The sequence below is a fragment of the Halopelagius longus genome (genome assembly GCF_900100875.1).
Lineage (GTDB): Archaea > Halobacteriota > Halobacteria > Halobacteriales > Haloferacaceae > Halopelagius > Halopelagius longus.
On sequence record NZ_FNKQ01000003.1, the window covers coordinates 799,529 to 816,907 of the forward strand.

The 17,379-nt window shown below is 68.3% G+C and carries 16 protein-coding genes; 8 read left to right on the top strand and 8 right to left on the bottom strand.

Annotated features, from left to right (window positions below; all coding sequences use genetic code 11):
- Position 1: 1 nt before the first annotated feature.
- From BLS11_RS14855 to BLS11_RS14865, 3 genes are read right to left on the bottom strand one after another with little or no spacing between them, the layout of a single operon-like run.
- Entirely contained in the window at positions 2–2,908 is a 2,907-nt protein-coding gene (locus BLS11_RS14855) for a TRAP transporter permease (RefSeq protein WP_092538519.1), read from the bottom strand.
- Positions 2,905–3,405 (bottom strand): DUF1850 domain-containing protein, encoded by a 501-nt coding sequence (locus BLS11_RS14860; protein ID WP_092538520.1) that lies wholly within the window; start codon positions 3,403–3,405, stop codon positions 2,905–2,907. The genes BLS11_RS14855 and BLS11_RS14860 overlap by 4 nt, the downstream gene beginning before the upstream one ends.
- A 32-nt stretch (positions 3,406–3,437) precedes the next feature.
- Positions 3,438–4,490 carry a TAXI family TRAP transporter solute-binding subunit gene (locus BLS11_RS14865; RefSeq protein ID WP_092538521.1) on the bottom strand — a complete coding sequence of 351 codons (1,053 nt, stop codon included), beginning with the start codon at positions 4,488–4,490 and terminating at the stop codon, positions 3,438–3,440.
- A 164-nt stretch (positions 4,491–4,654) separates the two neighbouring features.
- Here BLS11_RS14865 and BLS11_RS14870 point away from each other — a divergent pair, with 164 nt between their 5' ends.
- Entirely contained in the window at positions 4,655–6,778 is a 2,124-nt protein-coding gene (locus tag BLS11_RS14870) for a S9 family peptidase (RefSeq protein ID WP_092538522.1), read from the top strand.
- Between the two features lie 159 nt (positions 6,779–6,937).
- Here the strand turns inward: BLS11_RS14870 and thiD are convergent, their stop codons facing one another.
- A complete protein-coding gene (gene thiD, locus BLS11_RS14875) occupies positions 6,938–8,293 on the bottom strand; it encodes a bifunctional hydroxymethylpyrimidine kinase/phosphomethylpyrimidine kinase (protein ID WP_092538523.1) in 1,356 nt (451 codons plus the stop codon).
- A gap of 136 nt (positions 8,294–8,429) precedes the next feature.
- On the opposite strand from thiD, the gene tenA reads away from it, so the two are divergent.
- The 3 genes from tenA to BLS11_RS14890 all read left to right on the top strand — a co-directional run bounded on the left by tenA (position 8,430) and on the right by BLS11_RS14890 (position 12,194).
- Positions 8,430–9,095, top strand: coding sequence for a thiaminase II (gene tenA / locus BLS11_RS14880; protein ID WP_092538524.1), 666 nt, complete (start codon positions 8,430–8,432; stop codon positions 9,093–9,095).
- 107 nt (positions 9,096–9,202) lie between these two features.
- On the top strand, positions 9,203–10,744 hold the full coding sequence (locus BLS11_RS14885) for a sodium:solute symporter family transporter (protein WP_092538631.1): 1,542 nt from the start codon (positions 9,203–9,205) through the stop codon (positions 10,742–10,744).
- A 148-nt stretch (positions 10,745–10,892) separates the two neighbouring features.
- The gene (locus BLS11_RS14890; protein ID WP_092538632.1) at positions 10,893–12,194 is read left to right on the top strand and encodes a divalent metal cation transporter; all 1,302 of its coding nucleotides are present in this window, start codon (positions 10,893–10,895) and stop codon (positions 12,192–12,194) included.
- Between the two features lie 265 nt (positions 12,195–12,459).
- Here the strand turns inward: BLS11_RS14890 and BLS11_RS14900 are convergent, their stop codons facing one another.
- From BLS11_RS14900 to BLS11_RS14910, 3 genes are all read right to left on the bottom strand, one after another.
- The gene (locus BLS11_RS14900; protein WP_092538526.1) at positions 12,460–12,678 is read right to left on the bottom strand and encodes a DUF7569 family protein; all 219 of its coding nucleotides are present in this window, start codon (positions 12,676–12,678) and stop codon (positions 12,460–12,462) included.
- Between the two features lie 89 nt (positions 12,679–12,767).
- Positions 12,768–13,448 carry a uracil phosphoribosyltransferase gene (gene upp / locus BLS11_RS14905; RefSeq protein ID WP_092538633.1) on the bottom strand — a complete coding sequence of 227 codons (681 nt, stop codon included), beginning with the start codon at positions 13,446–13,448 and terminating at the stop codon, positions 12,768–12,770.
- A gap of 117 nt (positions 13,449–13,565) precedes the next feature.
- Entirely contained in the window at positions 13,566–13,748 is a 183-nt protein-coding gene (locus BLS11_RS14910; RefSeq protein ID WP_092538527.1) for a DUF8107 family protein, read from the bottom strand.
- Positions 13,749–13,809: 61 nt separating this feature from the next.
- Here BLS11_RS14910 and BLS11_RS14915 point away from each other — a divergent pair, with 61 nt between their 5' ends.
- Together BLS11_RS14915 and BLS11_RS14920 are read left to right on the top strand one after the other, a co-directional pair.
- Positions 13,810–14,124: a hypothetical protein gene (locus BLS11_RS14915; RefSeq protein WP_092538528.1), complete on the top strand. Its 315-nt coding sequence runs from the start codon at positions 13,810–13,812 to the stop codon at positions 14,122–14,124.
- 20 nt (positions 14,125–14,144) lie between these two features.
- A complete protein-coding gene (locus tag BLS11_RS14920; RefSeq protein ID WP_092538529.1) occupies positions 14,145–14,552 on the top strand; it encodes an SRPBCC family protein in 408 nt (135 codons plus the stop codon).
- On the opposite strand, the gene BLS11_RS14925 is transcribed toward BLS11_RS14920, so the two are convergent.
- Positions 14,553–15,890 carry a CobW family GTP-binding protein gene (locus tag BLS11_RS14925; RefSeq protein ID WP_092538530.1) on the bottom strand — a complete coding sequence of 446 codons (1,338 nt, stop codon included), beginning with the start codon at positions 15,888–15,890 and terminating at the stop codon, positions 14,553–14,555.
- Positions 15,891–15,988: 98 nt separating this feature from the next.
- On the opposite strand from BLS11_RS14925, the gene BLS11_RS14930 reads away from it, so the two are divergent.
- Together BLS11_RS14930 and BLS11_RS14935 are read left to right on the top strand one after the other, a co-directional pair.
- Positions 15,989–16,285, top strand: coding sequence for a DUF7990 family protein (locus BLS11_RS14930; RefSeq protein WP_092538531.1), 297 nt, complete (start codon positions 15,989–15,991; stop codon positions 16,283–16,285).
- Position 16,286: 1 nt separating this feature from the next.
- Positions 16,287–17,255: an ArsA family ATPase gene (locus tag BLS11_RS14935; RefSeq protein ID WP_092538532.1), complete on the top strand. Its 969-nt coding sequence runs from the start codon at positions 16,287–16,289 to the stop codon at positions 17,253–17,255.
- The last annotated feature ends 124 nt before the right edge of the window (positions 17,256–17,379 follow it).

The window sequence follows — 17,379 nt, forward strand, 5'->3', positions numbered from 1 at the left end:
GTCAGTCGCTCGCCGAGACGGCCGTCGCCTCGGCCTCCTCGTCGGCGCTCCGACGGTTCTGGAGGACGAGCGCGCCGAAGAGAGCGCCGCCGACGAACCGCATCGCCACGTCCACGACCACCGGGTCGCCGAAGTTCTCCAAGAGGCCCACCGCGCCGGTGAGGTCGGTGAAGGCGTTGAGAACCAGCATCGGAGCCATCAGCAGGAACGCCGACGCCGCGAACAGGGCGCGGTCCGAGCGGTCGGCGGGTCCGTACAGGTGGCCGATGACGGTGACGCCGAGGCCGACGACGCCGACGAACACGCCCGCGACGGGAATCACCACCTCCGGGACGAACCAGCCCACGTCGGCCACGTCCGCGAACGTGATGACGCGCGCGTCCGCGCCGCGCCCGCGGAGCAGGAGGATGCCGGGGGTGAGCGCGAAGGCGAACGGCACGATGGCCTTGTTGAGCGACAGCGAGAACGCCTCGATGCCGGTCTTGAACGGGTCCGAGCGGGCGATGCCGGACGCCGCGTACGCCGCCACGGCCACCGGCGGCGTGATGTCGGCGATGACGCCGAAGTAGAGGATGAACAGGTGCGCCGCCAGGAGCGGAATGTCGCTCGACTGGGCGATGGCGGGGCCGAGAAGCGACACGAGGATGATGTACGTCACCGTCGTCGGCATCCCCATCCCGAGGATGATGGAGGCGATGGCGGTGAACAGAAGCAGCAGGACGATAGAGCCCGCGGCGACGGCTTTGATGAGGGCCGTCAGGTTCGGGCCGAGGCCCGTCGCGCTGACGACGCCGGGGATGATGCCGGCGGCGGCGACGGCGATGACGACTTCCGTCGCCGTCCGCGCGCCCGAGTCGAGCGACTTGCCGAGGAACGCCGCGTACCGGGTGGCGCTCAGGTCGGCCAGTCGGGGGAGGCCCACGGCCCCGGAAAGTCGCTCGCTCGTCTCGTCCACCGCCGGGTCGAGGTCCATGAGCGGCGACTCCGTCTGCCGGCGGACGACGAGGAACGCGAGGCTCACGAGGACGACGACGGTTCCGAGGTCACCCGCGGCGGCCGAGGCGGCGGCGGCGGGGGCCATGCCGCCCTCCGCGCCGCCCGTCGCGGCGTCTACGACGCCGACGCCCGTCAGGAGGAACGAGACGAACTGCGCGAGCAGAAGCGCCGCGATGCTCCCGACGAGGGGGACGCGCGTCCGCCGGTTGTACGCGGCGACGCCGGCGATGAGCGCCATGATGGCGACCAGCGTGTACCACGCCGAGCGAGCGACCGTCAGGCGCTCGACGAGGAGGAAGTACAGCAGAAGCAGGATGGGGACGAGGTAGAACCACCCCTTCCGGAGGTGTTTCGGCACGGCGACGACGTCGCTGGCGTCGAGTCCGCCGATGTCGGCGCGCACGGCTTCGAGGTGGACCATCACCCAGACGCCGAAGAAGAACACGACGGCCGGGATGGTGGCGGCGATGATGATGTCGGAGAACGGCACGCCGATGAACTCTATCATCAGGAACGCCGCCGCGCCCATCACTGGCGGGAGAATCTGCCCGCCCGAGGACGCCGAGGCTTCCACGCCGCCCGCGAACTCGGGGCGGTAGCCCGACTTCTTCATCAGGGGGATGGTGAACGCGCCGGTGGTGACGGTGTTCGCGATGGACGACCCCGATATCGTCCCCATGAACCCCGACGCGAGGATGGACGCCTTCGCGGGACCGCCGCGTCGCGTCCCCGTCGCCGCGTACGCGAGGTCGATGAACCACTGCCCCGCGCCGGACATCTCCAGGAACGCCCCGAAGAGGATGAAGATGTAGATGAACTGCACCGAGACGGTCACCGGGATGCCGAACACCCCGTTTTCGGTGTTGTACCAGAGGTTCTGGACGATGTTCGCCCACGACCCCTCCGGGATGGAGAGGACGCCGACGAGGGGCGCGCTTCCCGGGATGAGGTAGCCGTACCGCGCGTAGACGATGAACGACGCGACGATGAGCATCAGGTAGACGCCCAGCGACCGCCGCGTCGCTTCGAGGACGAGGAGGACGCCGACGACGCCGAGGACGTAGGCGTAGGCGACGTCCGAGAACGGCAGGACGCCCACTATCTCGCCGAGCGGAATCACGTTCGTCGCCGCCGCGAACGGGCCTTGCGGGCCGAGATACTGCGCGACGCTCCGGCCGGCTTCGAGGCCGAGGACGCGCAGTTGTTGAATCTCGTCGAACTCGAACACCATGTACGCCGCCGTCGCCGCGGCGCAGACGACGAACACCGCGTCTATCGGCGTAACGCGCTCTCGCTCGGGGTCGACCGCGAGCCACCGGACGACGCGGCGCGCGCCGACGGCCGCGCGGGTGACGGGGTTGTCGTCGCCCAGTCTGTCCCCCAGTGCGGGGACGACGGCGGCGAGCCTGCGCGCTATCGCGCCGTCGCCGGTGGTCGGCGGGAAGAGGAGAAACGCCAAGACGAGACCGAAGGCGACGTGGACGGCGTTGACCTGCAGGAGTTGGAGCGCGCCGAATCCGACTTCGCCGACGAACGGCAGTTCGGCTTGGAACTCGAATCCGCGGGCGGCCAGCCACACCTGAAACAGCGAGAAGGCGATGGCGATGGCGGAGACGAGAATCGCGGCCGGTCCGGCGAAGGAGCGCTTCCGCTCTATCTCCTCTATGAGCTCTTGGGCCTCCTCCTCGGACATCTCCTCGTCCACCTCGTCTGTGGCCGCGCCCGCGGGCGCCGCGTCCACGTCCTCGGCGTTCGTATCGTCTGTATCTCGTCCGCCGTCGGTCAGATACGACCGCTCCGTCCCCGCGTCCGGCGTCGAGGCGTCGGAACGCTCGTCCGAACGGCAGTCGCTCGCGCACTCTCGGTCGTCGTGTCGGTCGGCGGACCGACCGTCGTCGTGTGAGTCAGTCATTGTCGTGTGAAGGCGGGGAGGGCCCGGTCCAGAAGCGACCGTTGCTCGATACTGAGGCGAACGCTCCGCGCGTCGGAGAGGGCGACGAGGTCGTACGTCTCGTCGCCGACGCGGAGTTCGTGGCCGGCGACGTGGCCGGGCTTGACGTAGAACTCCTCGTAGGACCCCGGCGGGTCGAAGACGTACGACCCGTTCACGTGGCGGACGTCCGCGCGGGCGGGGAGGCCGGCGCCGAACGAGTGAAACACCATCCGCGTCATCTCCAGTTCGTCGCCGCGGACGGTGTACTCGTCTATCACCTGCGTCTTCTCGACGCTGTGAGTGTACTCTATCGCGACGGTCGTTCCCTCCGAGACGGGGACGGTCAGCAGGTCTTCGCCGGTTTCGGCGTCGCTGACGACGAGTACGTTACCTCCCGGTACCGCCGCGCTCGCCCCCACCGTCAGGACGAGTACGAGAAAGATAGCAGCGAACCGGCCGAGCGTTCGTCCGTTCATTGTCCGGGCGATAGACGGTGGAGCGTGGGGAATTACTTACCGAAGTACGCCTGCGCCCCGGGGTGGAGGTCGATGGACATGCCGTCCTGTGCCGACTCCTTGCTGATGAAGTCCGTCTTGATGGAGAGTTGGTCCACGTTGTCGAAGATGGCCGCCGTGACCTCTTGGACGGTCTGTTCGGGCTGTTCGGCGTTCGTCGCGATCATCGCTTGGACGGACACCGTCGGCGCGGCCGACTCGAGGCCGTACGTGCCGGACGGAATCTCGTCTTCTGCGTAGAACGGCGCGGAGTCCATGACGGCTTGTCGGTTCTCGCCCTCGATGGGGACGATGCGCACGTCGTTCGTCGCGGAGAGTTCCTCGATGGCGCCGACGGGCCACCCGCCGACGACGAACGCGGCGTCGATGTCGCCGTTGCGGAGTTGGTCGGACGCCTGCGAGAAGCCGGTGTTCTGCTCGGAGTAGTCGCTGATGCCGAGGGCTTCGAGGATCTGGACCGCGTTCACCTGCGTGCCCGACCCGAGGTCACCGGTGTTGATGGTCGCACCCGAGAGGTCCGAGGGCTGTTCGATGCCCGTGTTCGCCAGCGTGACGATGTGGATGGTTTCGGGGTACAGCGTCGCGACGCCGCGGAGGTTCTTGACGGGACTCCCTTGGAAGGCGTCGATGCCCTCGCCGTTGGCCGCGAAGTAGGCGATGTCGTTCTGGATGAGGGCGAAGTCGGCGTCGCCGCGGGCCAGACTGCCGACGTTCTCGACGGACGCGCCGGTGGACTGGACCTGCAGTTTGTAGTCGGTGTTCTCCTCGACGACCGACTTGAACTCGTTCGAGAGGGGGAAGTACGTCCCGCCCGTGCCGCCGGCGTGCCACGAGAGGCGCGAACTGCCGCCGTCGCCGCCCTCGCCTTCGGTCGTCTCCTCGCCCGCCGTCGTCTCCTCACCGGCGGTGGTTCCCTCGCCACCGGTCGTCTCTTCGCCCTCGGTGCCTTCGCCGCCACCGCCGCCGCCGGAACATCCGGCGAGGCCGGCGATGCCAGCGAGGCCTGCGGCCGCAACGAAGTTACGTCGATTCAGTTTTCGAGACATAACCGTGAGATGAATATCCACACATAATACTATTACTAATTATGTCCAGAACATTCCGGAAGAGATAACGTTCTAACAAATTATCCGTGCCGTCTGTTGACGTACGTCCCGGATTTCTCCGCCGGGTGACGTAACTCTATCAGTGACGGCGGTCAAGGCCGACTATGACTCGCGTCTCCGCGACCGACTATCGCGACATCGCACAGGTCGAAGACCCGCGGGTGTCGCCCGACGGCGACCGCGTCGCGTTCGTCCGAAAGGTGCCGACCGACGACGAATCGTACGAACAGACGGTCTACCTCGTCCCGACGGACGGCAAGGGGGAGGCTCGACGGTTCACCGTCTCGGAGGGCGTCGACTCCCAACCGCGGTGGAGTCCCTCCGGCGACCGACTCGCGTTCGTCTCCACGCGGGGCGCGGACGACGACCGGCCGCAACTCTGGGTTCTCCCCGTCGCCGGCGGCGAGGCCGAACGCGTCACGGACGTTCCCGGCGGCGTCGGCAACGTCGCGTGGAGTCCCGACGGGTCGAAGATAGCCTTCCAGCAGTCCACGACGGCCGAGGAACGCGAGGAGGGCCTCGATACCGACCTCGGCGACGAGGAGTACGAACGCGAGGCGCCGGACCCCCGCGTCGTGGACCGACTCGTCTACCGTCAGCACGGCCGGTACAAGGACGGCGCGGAACCGCACGTCTACGTCGTCCACCTCGACGAGGCGGGGGACGGAGGCGGCGCGGAGGCGGACGCGGGCGAGAACGCGAACGCCGACGCCCCCCGCGTCGAACGACTCACCGACGGCGAGTACGGCCACGTCTCGCCCGCGTGGGGCGACTCGGAGACGCTCTACTTCGGCGTCAAGCGCCAGCAGGGCGACACGGAACCCGACGACAGCGCCGTCATCGACATCGTGGCCCACGACCTCTCGACGGGCGAGACGGAGGACGTGACGCGGACGACGGCGTGGGGCCTCGTCCTCGACGCGACTGCGGACGGCCGTCTCGCGTTCGGTCGGACGCCCGAAGAGCAGATCTCGATGCGGCAGTCCGACGTGGTGGTGTACGACCGGGAGGCCGACGAGGAGTACGTCCCGACGGAGAACTTGGACCGCGATATCGCCCTTCAAGGCGGCCTCTCGTGGGGGCCGAACGAGGAACGCGTCTACTTCCTGACGCCCGACGAGGGCGACTACGTGGCGCGCCGGGTTCCGGGCGACGCGTCCGGCGAACCGGACGTCCTCGTCGGCGAGGGCCACGCCACGGCGGTGTCCGTCGGCGGACCGGCCGACGACCCGGTGGTCGCCGTCGCAAAGAGCGAGTGGGACCACCGCGGCGACGTGTTCTGCCTGCGAGAGGGCGAGGAACGCCGCCTCACGAACGTCAACGCCGACTACCTCGAAGGCGTTGACGTGCAGGAACCCGAGGAGATACGGTTCGAATCCGACGATGGTGTCGAGCTACAAGGGTGGGTGCTGACTCCGCCGGAGTTCGACCCCGAGGAGACGTACCCCCTCGCCGTCGAGGTGCACGGCGGCCCGCACGCGATGTGGTCTCCGACGGGCACCATGTGGCACGAGTTCCAACTGCTGGCGGCCCGCGGGTACGTCGTCTTCTGGTCGAACCCGCGCGGTTCCACCGGGTACGGCGAGGAGTTCGCCACCGCCATCGAGCGAAACTGGGGCGAGGTGACGATGACGGACGTGATGGCGGGCGTCGAACTCGTCTGCGAACGCGACTACGTGGACGAGGAGAACGCCTTCCTCACCGGCGGTTCCTTCGGCGGGTTCATGACCGGGTGGATGGTCGGCGAGACGGACTTCTTCCGCGGCGCGGTGGCCCAACGCGGCGTCTACGACCTCTCGTCGTTCTACGGGTCGACGGACGCGTTCAAACTGATCGAGGGCGACTTCGACACGACGCCGTGGGACGAACCGGAGTTCCTCTGGGAACAGTCGCCCGTCGCCCGCGCCGCCGACGTGTCGACGCCGACGCTGGTGATGCACGCCGAGAACGACTTCCGCGTCCCGGTCAACAACGGCGAGATGTTCTACCTGTTCCTGCGGAAGAACGGCGTCGAGACGCGCCTCGTGCGCTACCCCCGCGAGGGGCACGAACTCTCCCGGTCGGGCGAACCGGCGCACGTAGTGGACCGACTCGAACGCACCGTTCGCTGGTTCGACGGCTACTCCGACCACCACGACGCTCCGAAGGCCCTCGAACGCGGCGACGACGGCCTCTCGGCGGCCGAAAACGACGAGGACGGGAGCGGCGAGGACGACGGCGACGACTGACGGAGAATCGCAGACGCCGCGGAAATCGCCCGCCTCCCGAATCTATAGCGGTCTCGGTACCCCCTCGGGGGTACGTTTCGTCCGCATCGGCTCGACCCCCAACTTCGCCCCCGTGTCCCGTTTTTCGACCCGAAGCGAAGGGGTTCGCGTCGGCTCGAACTACGCCGAGTCGAGTTCGGCGGCCAGCGACGTCAGTCGTCCCGCGAGGGTGTCCGCGTCGGCGGCGACGACGCGCGCCAACGGTTCTCTGCCGACCGCGCCGCCGTCTACGACCGCCGCGGGCGTCTCCGTCGGCGGTTCGACCGCTCTCCGCACAGCCGCCCGCGAGACGCTCTCGCCGCCGTCACCGTCCTCGCCCGCGGATTCGACGCGGGCGACCGACCACCCGAGGGCGTCCATCGCGTCCGCCACGTCGTCGTCGAACCGGCAGTTCGCCGCGAACCGGGCGGTCGAATCGACTTCGCGGACGGCGAGGAGGAACTCGGAGAGGTGACTCGACGCGCCGACGCGGACGCCCCGGTTCGGCCGCACGCCCGACTTCGTCCGCGCGATTCGACCCTCGACCGCCGCGAGTTCGTCCGGGCGTTCCGCGTACGGCGTCGCCCCGACGACGTTCAGGCCGACTTCGGGGACGAGTGCGCGCGCGCCCGCGCTGACGAGTTTGTCCACGACGCCCTCCACCGCTTCGACCGTCTCCGTGCGGCCCGCCCGGTCGCGCATCTCCGCGAGGTGGTGGACCGACCCCGGCCCTTCGCCGACGTCGAGGGGGTAGCGGATGGCGCGTTGGAGGAACGCCACGGCCGAGTCCACCGCGGCGGTGGCGTCCATCCCCCGCGCGAGGTTCGCGGCTATCGCGCTCGACAGCGTACATCCCGACCCGTGCGTCGCGTCGGTGTCGACGCGTTCGTGGGCGAAGGAGACGCGCGACTTCTCGGTGACGAGAACGTCGACGACTTCCTCGCCGGGAGCGTGACCGCCTTTCACGAGTGCGGCCTCCGCACCCATCTCGACCAACGCTTCGCCCGCCTCTCGCGCCGCGGACTCGTCGGTCGGTTCGGTGCCCGTGAGGACGGCGGCCTCGTCGGCGTTCGGCGTCACCACCGCGGACTCCGCGATAAGGTCCTCGTAGGCGCGTTCGGCGTCCCTGTCGAGCAGTCTGTCGCCCGAGGTGGCGACCATCACCGGGTCCACGACGACGGGGAACGGCGCCTCGGCGACGCAGTCGGTGACCGTCTCGACCATCTCCGCGGTGCCGAGCATCCCCGTCTTCGCCGCGCCCACCTCGAAGTCCTCGGTCACCGCCTCGTACTGCGCCCGCACCTCCTCGGTCGGGACGGGATGTATCGAGGAGACGCCGCGGGTGTTCTGGGCGGTGACGCTCGTGATAACGCTCGTCCCGAAGACGCCGGACGCCTCCATCGTCTTCAGGTCCGCTTGGATGCCCGCCCCGCCCCCGGAGTCGCTTCCGGCGACGGTGAGTGCGACGGGCCGCACGTCGGGCGCGGGCGTCCGCATTACGTCTCACCTCGCGCGGAGAGGCCGTCGTCTGTCGCGCGGTGCGGGAGGGGGAAGGAGAGACGAGCGCGTTCTGCCATAGTTGAAGGTTGTACTACTCGGTAATAATTTTGTGTCTCGCCTCCGTCCCCGAGGTATGGCGTTCACCGACGAACTCGAACCGGAGGCCGACGAAATCTGGACCGCCATCGTCGAACACCCGATGGTCCGACGGTTGGGCGAGGGAACCTTAGACGAGGGTCCGTTCCGCGAGTGGGTCAGACAGGACTACTACTACCTGCGGGAGTACAGTCGGACGTTCGCCCTCGCGGCGTCCTCGGCGCGGCGTCTCGACCGGATGGGGACGTTCGCGGAACTCCTCCACTCGACGTTGAACACGGAGATGGACCTCCACCGGTCGTACGCCGCCGAGTTCGGCATCACCGAGGAGGAACTGGAGGCGACCGACCCCTCGCCGACGACGCGGGCGTACACGGACTTTCTCGTCCGGACGGCGTCGGTGGAGACGTTCGGCGAGACGGTGGCGGCCATCCTCCCGTGCATGTGGGGGTTCAACGAGACGGCGCGCAGACTCGCCGCCGACGGCGTCCCGGACCACGACCAGTACGCGGCGTGGATAGAGATGTACGAGGGCGAGGAGTTCACCGAACTCACGGAGTGGTGTCTCGACCTGATGGACGAGGTGGCGCGCGAGTCCGCGCCGACCGACAGGGAACGGTACCGGGAGCGGTTCCTCACCTCCGCGCGGTACGAGTACCGCTTCTGGGACGCCGCGTGGCGGCGAGAGACGTGGCAGGTGTAGGATAATATCCGGTTGTACTACCAAGTTTTATCACCCTCATCTCGCGTATCGACGCACGTGAATCGACACGTTCCACGTTCGGCCGCGGAGAGAGCGGGGTGGTGCGCGTGGTGAGTACGACGGTGGCGCTCGGACTCACCGTCCTGACGCTCTCGGCGTTCACTGCGCTGGGATTCTGGTACTCCCGGGGGCGAGGGCGCGTCCGGAGCGTCGAGGACTTCCTCACCGCGCGAAACAGCGTCGGGTCGAGGTCGATGACGGCGACGCTCGTCGCCTCCGTCATGGGCGTCTGGATTCTGCTCAGTCCGGCGGAGGCGGGCGCGGCGTTCGGCGGCGTCACCGCCGTCGCGGGCTACGCCGTCGGCGAGGCGATTCCGATGCTCGCGTACGCCCGCCTCGGCCCGCGCATCCGCGAACTCCTGCCCGAAGGGCACTCGCTGACCGAGTACGCCCTCGTCCGGTACGGCCCCGCCGTCTACCTCCTCGTGTTCGTCGTCAGCGTCACCTACATGTTCATCTTCCTCGCCGCGGAGTTGACCGGAATCACGAGCGCCCTCCAACTCGTCGCAGAGGTGCCGCGCTGGCAGACGGCGGTGCTCGTCGGCGCGTTCGTCCTCCTCTACACGGGCTACGGCGGCCTCCGCGTGAGCATCTTCACCGACACCGTGCAGGCCGTCCTCGTGATTCCGCTCCTGTTGGGGAGCGCCGTCGCCGCCCTCGTCGCCCTCGGCGGGCCCGCGGCGGTCCAGCAGAACGTCGCCGCCGCCGACCCCTCCCTTCTGGACCCCGGCTTCCTGACGGGCCTCCAGTTCGGCTTCTGGGTCGCAATCGCCGTCCTCGGCGCGGAACTCGTCAACCAGACGTGGTGGCAGCGCATCTACGCCGCCGAAGACGCCGAGACGCTCCGGCGGGGCTTCCACCGCGCGGCCCTCGTGAACTTCGTCCTCGTCTTCGTCGCGGGCCTGTTCGGCGTCGCCGCCCGCGGGTACGTGAACGTCGTGACCGACTCCGCGAGCGCCCAGTACAACGCCAGCGTCGCCTTCTTCGTCCTCGTCACCGAGGCGTTCTCCGAGACGTTCGCCCTCGCCGTCGTCCTCGTCGCCCTGCTGTTGGTGATGAGCACCGCCGACACCCTGTTCAACGCCCTCGCCAGCCTCGTCACGACGGACCTCCCGCGGGTACTCGACGACCCGGACGACCGGACGCTGACGCTGTCCGCGCGTGTACTCACCGTCGTCGTCGCCGTCGCGGCCATCTACGTCAGCCTCCGCGCGCGGAGCGTCCTCGAACTGTTCCTCTTGGCTGACCTCTTCGGCGTCGCCGTCGCCGTCCCCCTCCTGTCGGGACTCTACTCCGAACGCGTCACCGGCGGGGGCGCACTCGCCGCCGGACTGTCGAGTCTCGCCGTCGGACTCGCCTTCTTCCCGAACCCGCTCGTCCGCGGCCCCTTGTCTACCGTCCCCGTCGTCGGCGAACTCCTCCCGACGCCTTCGTTCCTCCCCGCCTTCGTCGGTACCGCCGTCGTCTCGATACTCGTCACCGCCCTCTCGGTGCGGACCTCGTCCTCGCGGTTCGACCACCGCCGCCTCGCCGACGCCGTCCACAGCCTCGACGACTCGGCCGTCGGCTACCGAGAGAGCGACGACTGACTCCCCCGCCGGGGGTATTCTCCGGTGTTACAACTTGGTAAACTTCTTACGTCGGTGCCGCCACCGACCGGCCATGGGTCGCACGGACGAGGCCGTGACGAACGTCACAGCCGTCGATACGGAACAGTTCGGAACGTACGTCCGGGAGATGGGTCCTTCGTGGGTCGCCGGCGCGGTGGCCGCGGGCCCGGCGACGATGGCGAGCGTCGTCACCGCGGGCGCGGCGTTCGGCTACCAACTCCTGTGGATAGTCGTCCTCTCGGCGGTTCTGGGCGCACTCGCGCAGTACCTCGCGATGCGACTCGGCCTGTTCACCGAGGGCGGCATCGTCTCCGTCGTCGAACGCCACCTCGGACCCTCGTGGGCGTGGATACTCGTCGTGGACGCCGTTCTCGCGGCGAGTCTGGCGCAGTTGGTCATCATGAAGGGCTTGGCGGACGTGTCCGCGGCGGCGACCGGTATCGACGCCCGCGTCTGGGGCGTCGCGTGGGCCGTGGTCCTCGCCGCCGGACTCGCGGGTCGGGGCTACCGGTTCGTCGAGACGGCCGCGAAACTCCTCGTCTCCGCCGTCGTCCTCGCGTTCCTCGCGTCGCTTCTGGTCGTGCCGATAGACCCCGCCGCGGCCGCCTCGGGCCTCGTCCCACGGATTCCGGCGGGCGTCGACGGCGCTCTCGTCGCCGCGGGCGTCCTCGGGGGCGCGGTTCACATCACCCTCGTCACCATGCACTCCTACACGATGCGCTCCCGCGGGTGGACGACGGCGGACTACGGGCTGGCAACGTTCGACGTGGGCCTCTCGATGCTCGGGGCGTTCGGCGCGTTCAGCGTCGCCATCTTCCTCGTCGCCGCGGGCGTCCTCCACGACCCGACTATCGCCGCGAACGAACTCACCGCCGTCGCCGCGGCGCAGACGCTCGGCCCCCTCGTCGGCCCGCACGCGAAGTGGCTCTTTCTGCTCGGCCTGTGGGGGGCGGCCGTCTCGACGCTCGGCGGTAACACCGTCGTCCCGCCGTTCCTCGTCGCGGACAAACTCGGCTGGGAGACGGACATCGAAGACGGCCGCTACCGCGCGGCGTTGGTGGCGGTGGCGCTCCTCTCCGCGGCGGGCGCGTTCGTCGGCGGGTCGTTCTTCCCCCTCCTCGTCCTCGTCCTCGCGTTCGGCCTCGTCGGGACGCCGTTCGTCCTCGTCGTCGTCCTCTACCTCCTGAACTCCGAGGCCGTCCCCGAGTCGAACTCGACGCTCGCGAACGTCGGCGGCGTCGCCCTCCTCGTCGTCGCGGTGACGACGGCGGGGTCGTTCGTCCGCGAACAAATCGCGAGCGGACTCGCGGATCCGACGACGCTGTTCGTGGTGGCGTTCTCGCTGTTCGTCGGCACGGCGACGATAGCGCTCGTCGGTCGGTACCTCCGAGAACGCTTCGCCGGTTCGGGCGCGGCAGTCGAGGCGTAGTCGCCGGTAGCGTCCCGTACTGCCACCCGTGACTATGGTTCCCGCGGGGCACGTATGTGGTACGTTTCCACTCGGTTCGATTCGAAGGAAAACCGCCCGACCGCGGGCGAACTCTACCCGAAGCGAAGGGGTTCGGAGCCGGCGTCGAACCGCGGATTCGCGGTCGCTCCTCGTCCGTCGGCACCGCCTCCGACGGAACGGCGTTCGGCCCGACGACCGGCGTTCGTCCGCGACGACCGCGATTCGGTCCGACGACGGCGCGGACTCAGTCCACGATGATGTCGGCGTCGCCGTCTTTCGGAACGGGTGCCCGTTCCGATTCGGGTTGCATCTCCTCGCGGTACCGGGCTATCCACTCGGCGAAACAGTTCGGACAGAGCCGCTGGCTGTCGATTTCCGAGCGGTCCACGCTGAGACGGACCGTCCGCGAGAGGGCGTCCTCCACGGTCGTGCCGCAGGCGTCGCATGGGTCGGCGTCGCTCATACGGCCTCACGTGTGTAACGCTCCGGTATAGTCGTTGTTCTGCGCCGCCGAGGGAGAGAGCGAGGCGGTCGAAAGAGAGGAGAGTCGGTCTACTGCGTCCGGAAGGCGCGGTCGCCGGCGTCGCCCAGACCGGGGATGATGTAGCCGTCGTCGTCGAGGTGGTCGTCGATGGAGACGGTCAGGAGGTCGGCCTCGGGGAACTGGTCGCCGACGCGGAGGAGTCCGTCGGGCGCGGAGACGGCCGAGAGGACGAACAGGTCCGTCGGTTCCGCCTCGGCGTTCGAGAGGACGTGGTCGAGGACGGCGCACATCGTCGAACCCGTCGCGAGCATCGGATCCGCCACGATGACGGTGTCTTTCTCGGTTATCTCGGGCAGTTTCACGTAGTCGATGGTGATGGGGAACTCGCCCTCCTCGTCCATGCCGGCCTCCTCGTCGCGGCCGGCGCTGATGACGCCCTGCTTGGCCCGCGGGAACGCCTTCAGCAGTCCCTCCACGAACGGCGTCGCCGCCCGGAGGACGTTGATGATAACCACGTTGTCGAGTCCTTTGACGCGTTCGCCCGTCGTCTCGGTCAACGGCGTCTGGACGGTGACGTACTCCGTCTCCATCGCGCCGTCGATTATCTCGTAGCCGCAGATGCGGCCGAGTTTCACGAGGCCTTTCCGGAAGGCGACCTGCGTCGTCTCCACGTCTCGCAGGCGCAACAGTGTGTCCTTGGCGAGAGCGTGGGTGATGAGGTACGCGTCGTCTCGGTCTTCGATGGGCATCTTGTTCGAAACGCGGAACGCCGAGGACATAAAGTCCGACGAATTGCCGCGCACACGTCGCCTGCCGTGGGTTCACGCCACACGGTCAGTCTCCGGATCCGACTCGACCCTCCTCGGTCACCGCGTCACGACGTACGTCACCGCCATCAACACGAGGGCGAACGAAGCGACGTTGACGAGGGTGAACGGGACCACGTCGATGTAACTCAGACCCCAGATGACGACCGACGCGAAGGCCGTCGAGAGGACGAGGTTCATGGCGAACAGCACGCGCGGGTCGCCCTGCGAGGTGGGTTCCATACCTCCCCGTCCGACCTCCGTCACTTAGGTTCTTTGCGATACACTCCCAAGCGAACCCCGAATGCGACTCCGAAACCGCCGCGGAGAGGCCGTAGACCCCGTTCCGTTCCTCGTCGTCTCGGGGTTGGGGCTGATGCTCTGCGTCTCGTTCGGCCCCCTCTACGTCGCGGCACTCGGCCTCTCGTGGACCGTCGCCGTCTGCGCCTCGGCCGCGGCGTCCGTCGGCGTGACCGCGGGCGCGTACTACCGTCTGGTCTGGACCGGGACGCCCCTCCGAACCGCGGAGATTCCGCCCGAATTCCGACTCCGGCGCATGCTGTACGCCGGGGTCGCCCTCGGACTCCTCTTCTGTCTCCTCTCGCTGCCTCTTTTGTGACCCGACGCGAAACGCCGGGCATGCGCGACGTGACGGTCTCTCGGTTCGTCCCTCGGTCGCCGCCCACCGTCGCCCGGATGCTGACGCCCGAGGCGATGGTCGAGTACGAGGGGAGTTTCGAGGTGCGGAACGCGCGGGAGAGAGACGGCGACACCCTCGTTACCGTCGGGGGCGGCGGCGTCGAGTTCGTCCTGCGGTTCGAGGAGACAGACGATGGCCTGCGGTACGAACAGGCGGGCGAGGCCGGGCCGTTCGACGCGATGGAGACCGTCGTCGCCGTCGAACCGGCGGAGGGCGGGTCGACCGTCACCGCCCGGTCGTCGGTGAGTCTCGGCCTCCCCGCGCCCGCCCTGACGGACCGGGTCGCCGCGTGGAAGCGACGCGGCGAACTCGAACGCGCCCTCGACGCACTCGCCGCGGACTGTTGACTACTCCTCCGGCGTCGGTTCCGAGAGCGCCGTCCTCTCGCCCGGTTCGTCCGGGAACGGGTTCTCGGACTCGAAGTCGCCCCAGTCTGCGTCCATCTCTCCGTCGGTGAGGAGGCAGTCGTCTAGCGCCGCGACCAGTTCCTCCTCGTCCATTTCGCGGCCGATGAACACGAGTCCGGTGCGCCTGTCGCCCCACTCGTCGTCCCACTCGAACCCGAGGTCCGAGCGGTTGCGCCGGTAGGCGTCCTGTTCGAAGTCGGGGAGGCTGGCTATCCAGCGACCGCTCCCCTCCACGTAGGCCGAGGGGCCGGCCTGACCGTACGTCAGTTGCGTCTCCTCCCGCCCGGCGACCCACATCGCCCCCTTCGACCGAATCACGCTCTCGGGGAGGTCAGAGAGGAGGGCGGCGATACGTCCGGGGTGGAACGGCCGCCTGCGCCGGTAGGTGAACGAATCGACGCCGTAGGCGGCCTGCGGGTGACTGTGGCCGGCGCGGTCACCGTGGCCGTGTTCGTGGCCGTCGTGTTCGTGGCCGTCGTGTCCGTGTTCCGCTTCGTGGCCGCCTTCCGCGCCTTCTGCGCTCTCTGTGTCCCCTCTCTCCGCCGCGTTCAACATCTGCCGCCACCCCGCCGCCTCCGCGGCGGACTGCGGGTCGAATCGCTGGACGCCGAGGAGTCCTTCGACGTCAACCTCGGCGTACGTCGCCGGGATGATATCCGCGCCCGGGCGGAGGGTTCTGACGACGCCCGCGACGCGTTCGCGTTCCTCCTCGGTCACCAAGTCGCACTTGTTGAGGACCACCGCGTCGGCGAACTCCACCTGTTCGACGAGGAGGTCCGAGATGGGGCGCGTCCCCTCCTCGCCGCCTTCCGCGACGGTTTTCGAGGGCGTGCCGTCGGAGTCGAACGTGTCCGCGAACAGGCGGGCGTCTACGACGGCGACGACGGACTCGACGCGGTACCGCGCCGCGGCGGGCGACCCGCCCGTGAAGAGGCGGGCGACGGGCGCGGGGTCGCTGATTCCGGACGGTTCGACGACGAGGTGGTCGAAGTCGCGTTCCCGCGCGAGGCGGACGACGGCCGTCTCCAAGTCGTCGCGGAGTTCGCAGCAGATGCACCCGTTCGACAGTTCCGCGACGGTGCCGTCGGCGACGGACAGTTCCGACCGTTCGCTGACGAGTTCCGCGTCCACGTTCAACTCGCCCATGTCGTTGACGAGGACGGCGATAGAGCGGTCGCCGGCGTTCCGCAACAGGTGGTTCAGAAGCGTCGTCTTGCCCGCGCCGAGGCTTCCGCTCAACACCGTCACCGGCGTCTCGTCCGTCGAACGCAGACCCATGCCCGCAGATGGCGCGTCACGGTATATCAACGCACGGAATCCGGCGGGACGTTCGTGAGCGACACGCTTTTGAGCGACGGAAGGTGAGACGTGAACGAATGACACTCGCGGAGCGAATCGACCGGTACCGGAAGGTCATCGCGGAGTGGCTCCGCGGACTGTACCACGGGATGATTTCGCACCCGGCGTACGAGAAGATAGAGAAGGAGGCCGAAGACGTCGAAGACACCTTCATGCTGGCGTGTTTCCCCGAGGCGTTCGGCATCCCGAGTCCGGTGTCGTACTACACCGCGGAGCTTCTCCCCTACCTCGAAGACGAGTTCGAGGCGTGGGAACGGCGGATGTGGAACCGCGGGTCGCTCCTCGAACGAAAGGGCCAGCAGTACCACTTCTAAGATGCGAAAGTTCGTCTTCTTCGGCGGCAAGGGGGGCGTCGGCAAGACGACGCTCTCCGCCGCGTACGCGCTGAAGTGCGCCCGCGAGGGGTTGGAGACGCTCGTCGTCTCCACGGACCCCGCCCACAGCACCTCGGACGTGTTCGACCAGCAGTTCGGCGACGACCCGACGGCCGTCGCCGGCGAGGAGAACCTCCACGCGATGGAGGTAGACCCCGACACCGAGGTGGAACGGCATCTGATGGAGACGAAACGCGCGATGGGCGACCAGGTGAGTTCGGCGATGGTCAACGAGATAGACCGGCAGATAGAGATGGCCCACCAGACGCCCGGCGCGTACGAGTCTGCCCTCATGGACCGGTTCATCGAGGTGATGCGCGAGTCCGAGGAGTTCGACCGTGTAGTCTTCGACACCTCGCCCACCGGCGGCACCCTGCGTCTCCTCTCGCTTCCGGACCTCTTGGAGGGGTGGATAGACCGCCTCGCGCACAAGCGCGAACGCTCCATCGACCTCTACGAGAAGGCGGCCATCGGGAACAACGAACCGCGGCGCGTGATGGACGGCGACCCCATCCTCGCGCGCCTCCGGACCCGAAAGGAGCGATTCGAGTTCGCGGGCGAGGCGTTGCGCGAACGGGCGGCGTTCTTCCTCGTCGTCAACCCCGACGAACTCTCCGTCCGAGAGACGCGCCGCGCCGTCGAGCAACTGGACTCCTACGGCTTAGACGTGCGCGGACTCGCGGTCAACCGCCTCACGCCGGAACCCGAACCGCACGAGGAGGGCCGCGGGGCGCGCTTCCTCCGCGACAGGGTGGAGACGGAACGAAAACGCCTGCGGGAACTGCGCGAGGAGTTCGACGAACCGGTCGTCGCCGAGATCGCCACCCGCGTCGCGGAGGTGAAGGGCGACTTCCTCGGCGAGGTGGCCGAGGAACTCGACATCGGCGTCGCTCCCGAGGCTGACGCGTAGCGCCTCCTCCCGCCCGAATGCGGACTCTCGACGGTGCTTTCGCCCGACGGCGTGTTGCATTTTTCACCTCGGTAAGGCCGGATTAATCAACAAGGTTAATAGGCGGTTTTTCATGAAATGCAAT

Excerpts from the sequence above, each read along its gene's own strand:
- BLS11_RS14870 (WP_092538522.1), top strand. The coding sequence starts at position 4,655 with ATGACTCGCGTCTCCGCGACCGACTATCGCGACATCGCACAGGTCGAA.
- BLS11_RS14865 (WP_092538521.1), bottom strand. The coding sequence starts at position 4,490 with ATGTCTCGAAAACTGAATCGACGTAACTTCGTTGCGGCCGCAGGCCTC.
- BLS11_RS14920 (WP_092538529.1), top strand. The coding sequence starts at position 14,145 with ATGCGCGACGTGACGGTCTCTCGGTTCGTCCCTCGGTCGCCGCCCACC.
- BLS11_RS14925 (WP_092538530.1), bottom strand. The coding sequence starts at position 15,890 with ATGGGTCTGCGTTCGACGGACGAGACGCCGGTGACGGTGTTGAGCGGA.
- BLS11_RS14935 (WP_092538532.1), top strand. The coding sequence starts at position 16,287 with ATGCGAAAGTTCGTCTTCTTCGGCGGCAAGGGGGGCGTCGGCAAGACG.
- BLS11_RS14900 (WP_092538526.1), bottom strand. The coding sequence starts at position 12,678 with ATGAGCGACGCCGACCCATGCGACGCCTGCGGCACGACCGTGGAGGAC.
- upp (WP_092538633.1), bottom strand. The coding sequence starts at position 13,448 with ATGCCCATCGAAGACCGAGACGACGCGTACCTCATCACCCACGCTCTC.
- tenA (WP_092538524.1), top strand. The coding sequence starts at position 8,430 with ATGGCGTTCACCGACGAACTCGAACCGGAGGCCGACGAAATCTGGACC.
- BLS11_RS14860 (WP_092538520.1), bottom strand. The coding sequence starts at position 3,405 with ATGAACGGACGAACGCTCGGCCGGTTCGCTGCTATCTTTCTCGTACTC.
- BLS11_RS14890 (WP_092538632.1), top strand. The coding sequence starts at position 10,893 with ATGGGTCCTTCGTGGGTCGCCGGCGCGGTGGCCGCGGGCCCGGCGACG.
- BLS11_RS14915 (WP_092538528.1), top strand. The coding sequence starts at position 13,810 with ATGCGACTCCGAAACCGCCGCGGAGAGGCCGTAGACCCCGTTCCGTTC.
- BLS11_RS14910 (WP_092538527.1), bottom strand. The coding sequence starts at position 13,748 with ATGGAACCCACCTCGCAGGGCGACCCGCGCGTGCTGTTCGCCATGAAC.
- BLS11_RS14855 (WP_092538519.1), bottom strand. The coding sequence starts at position 2,908 with ATGACTGACTCACACGACGACGGTCGGTCCGCCGACCGACACGACGAC.
- thiD (WP_092538523.1), bottom strand. The coding sequence starts at position 8,293 with ATGCGGACGCCCGCGCCCGACGTGCGGCCCGTCGCACTCACCGTCGCC.
- BLS11_RS14930 (WP_092538531.1), top strand. The coding sequence starts at position 15,989 with ATGACACTCGCGGAGCGAATCGACCGGTACCGGAAGGTCATCGCGGAG.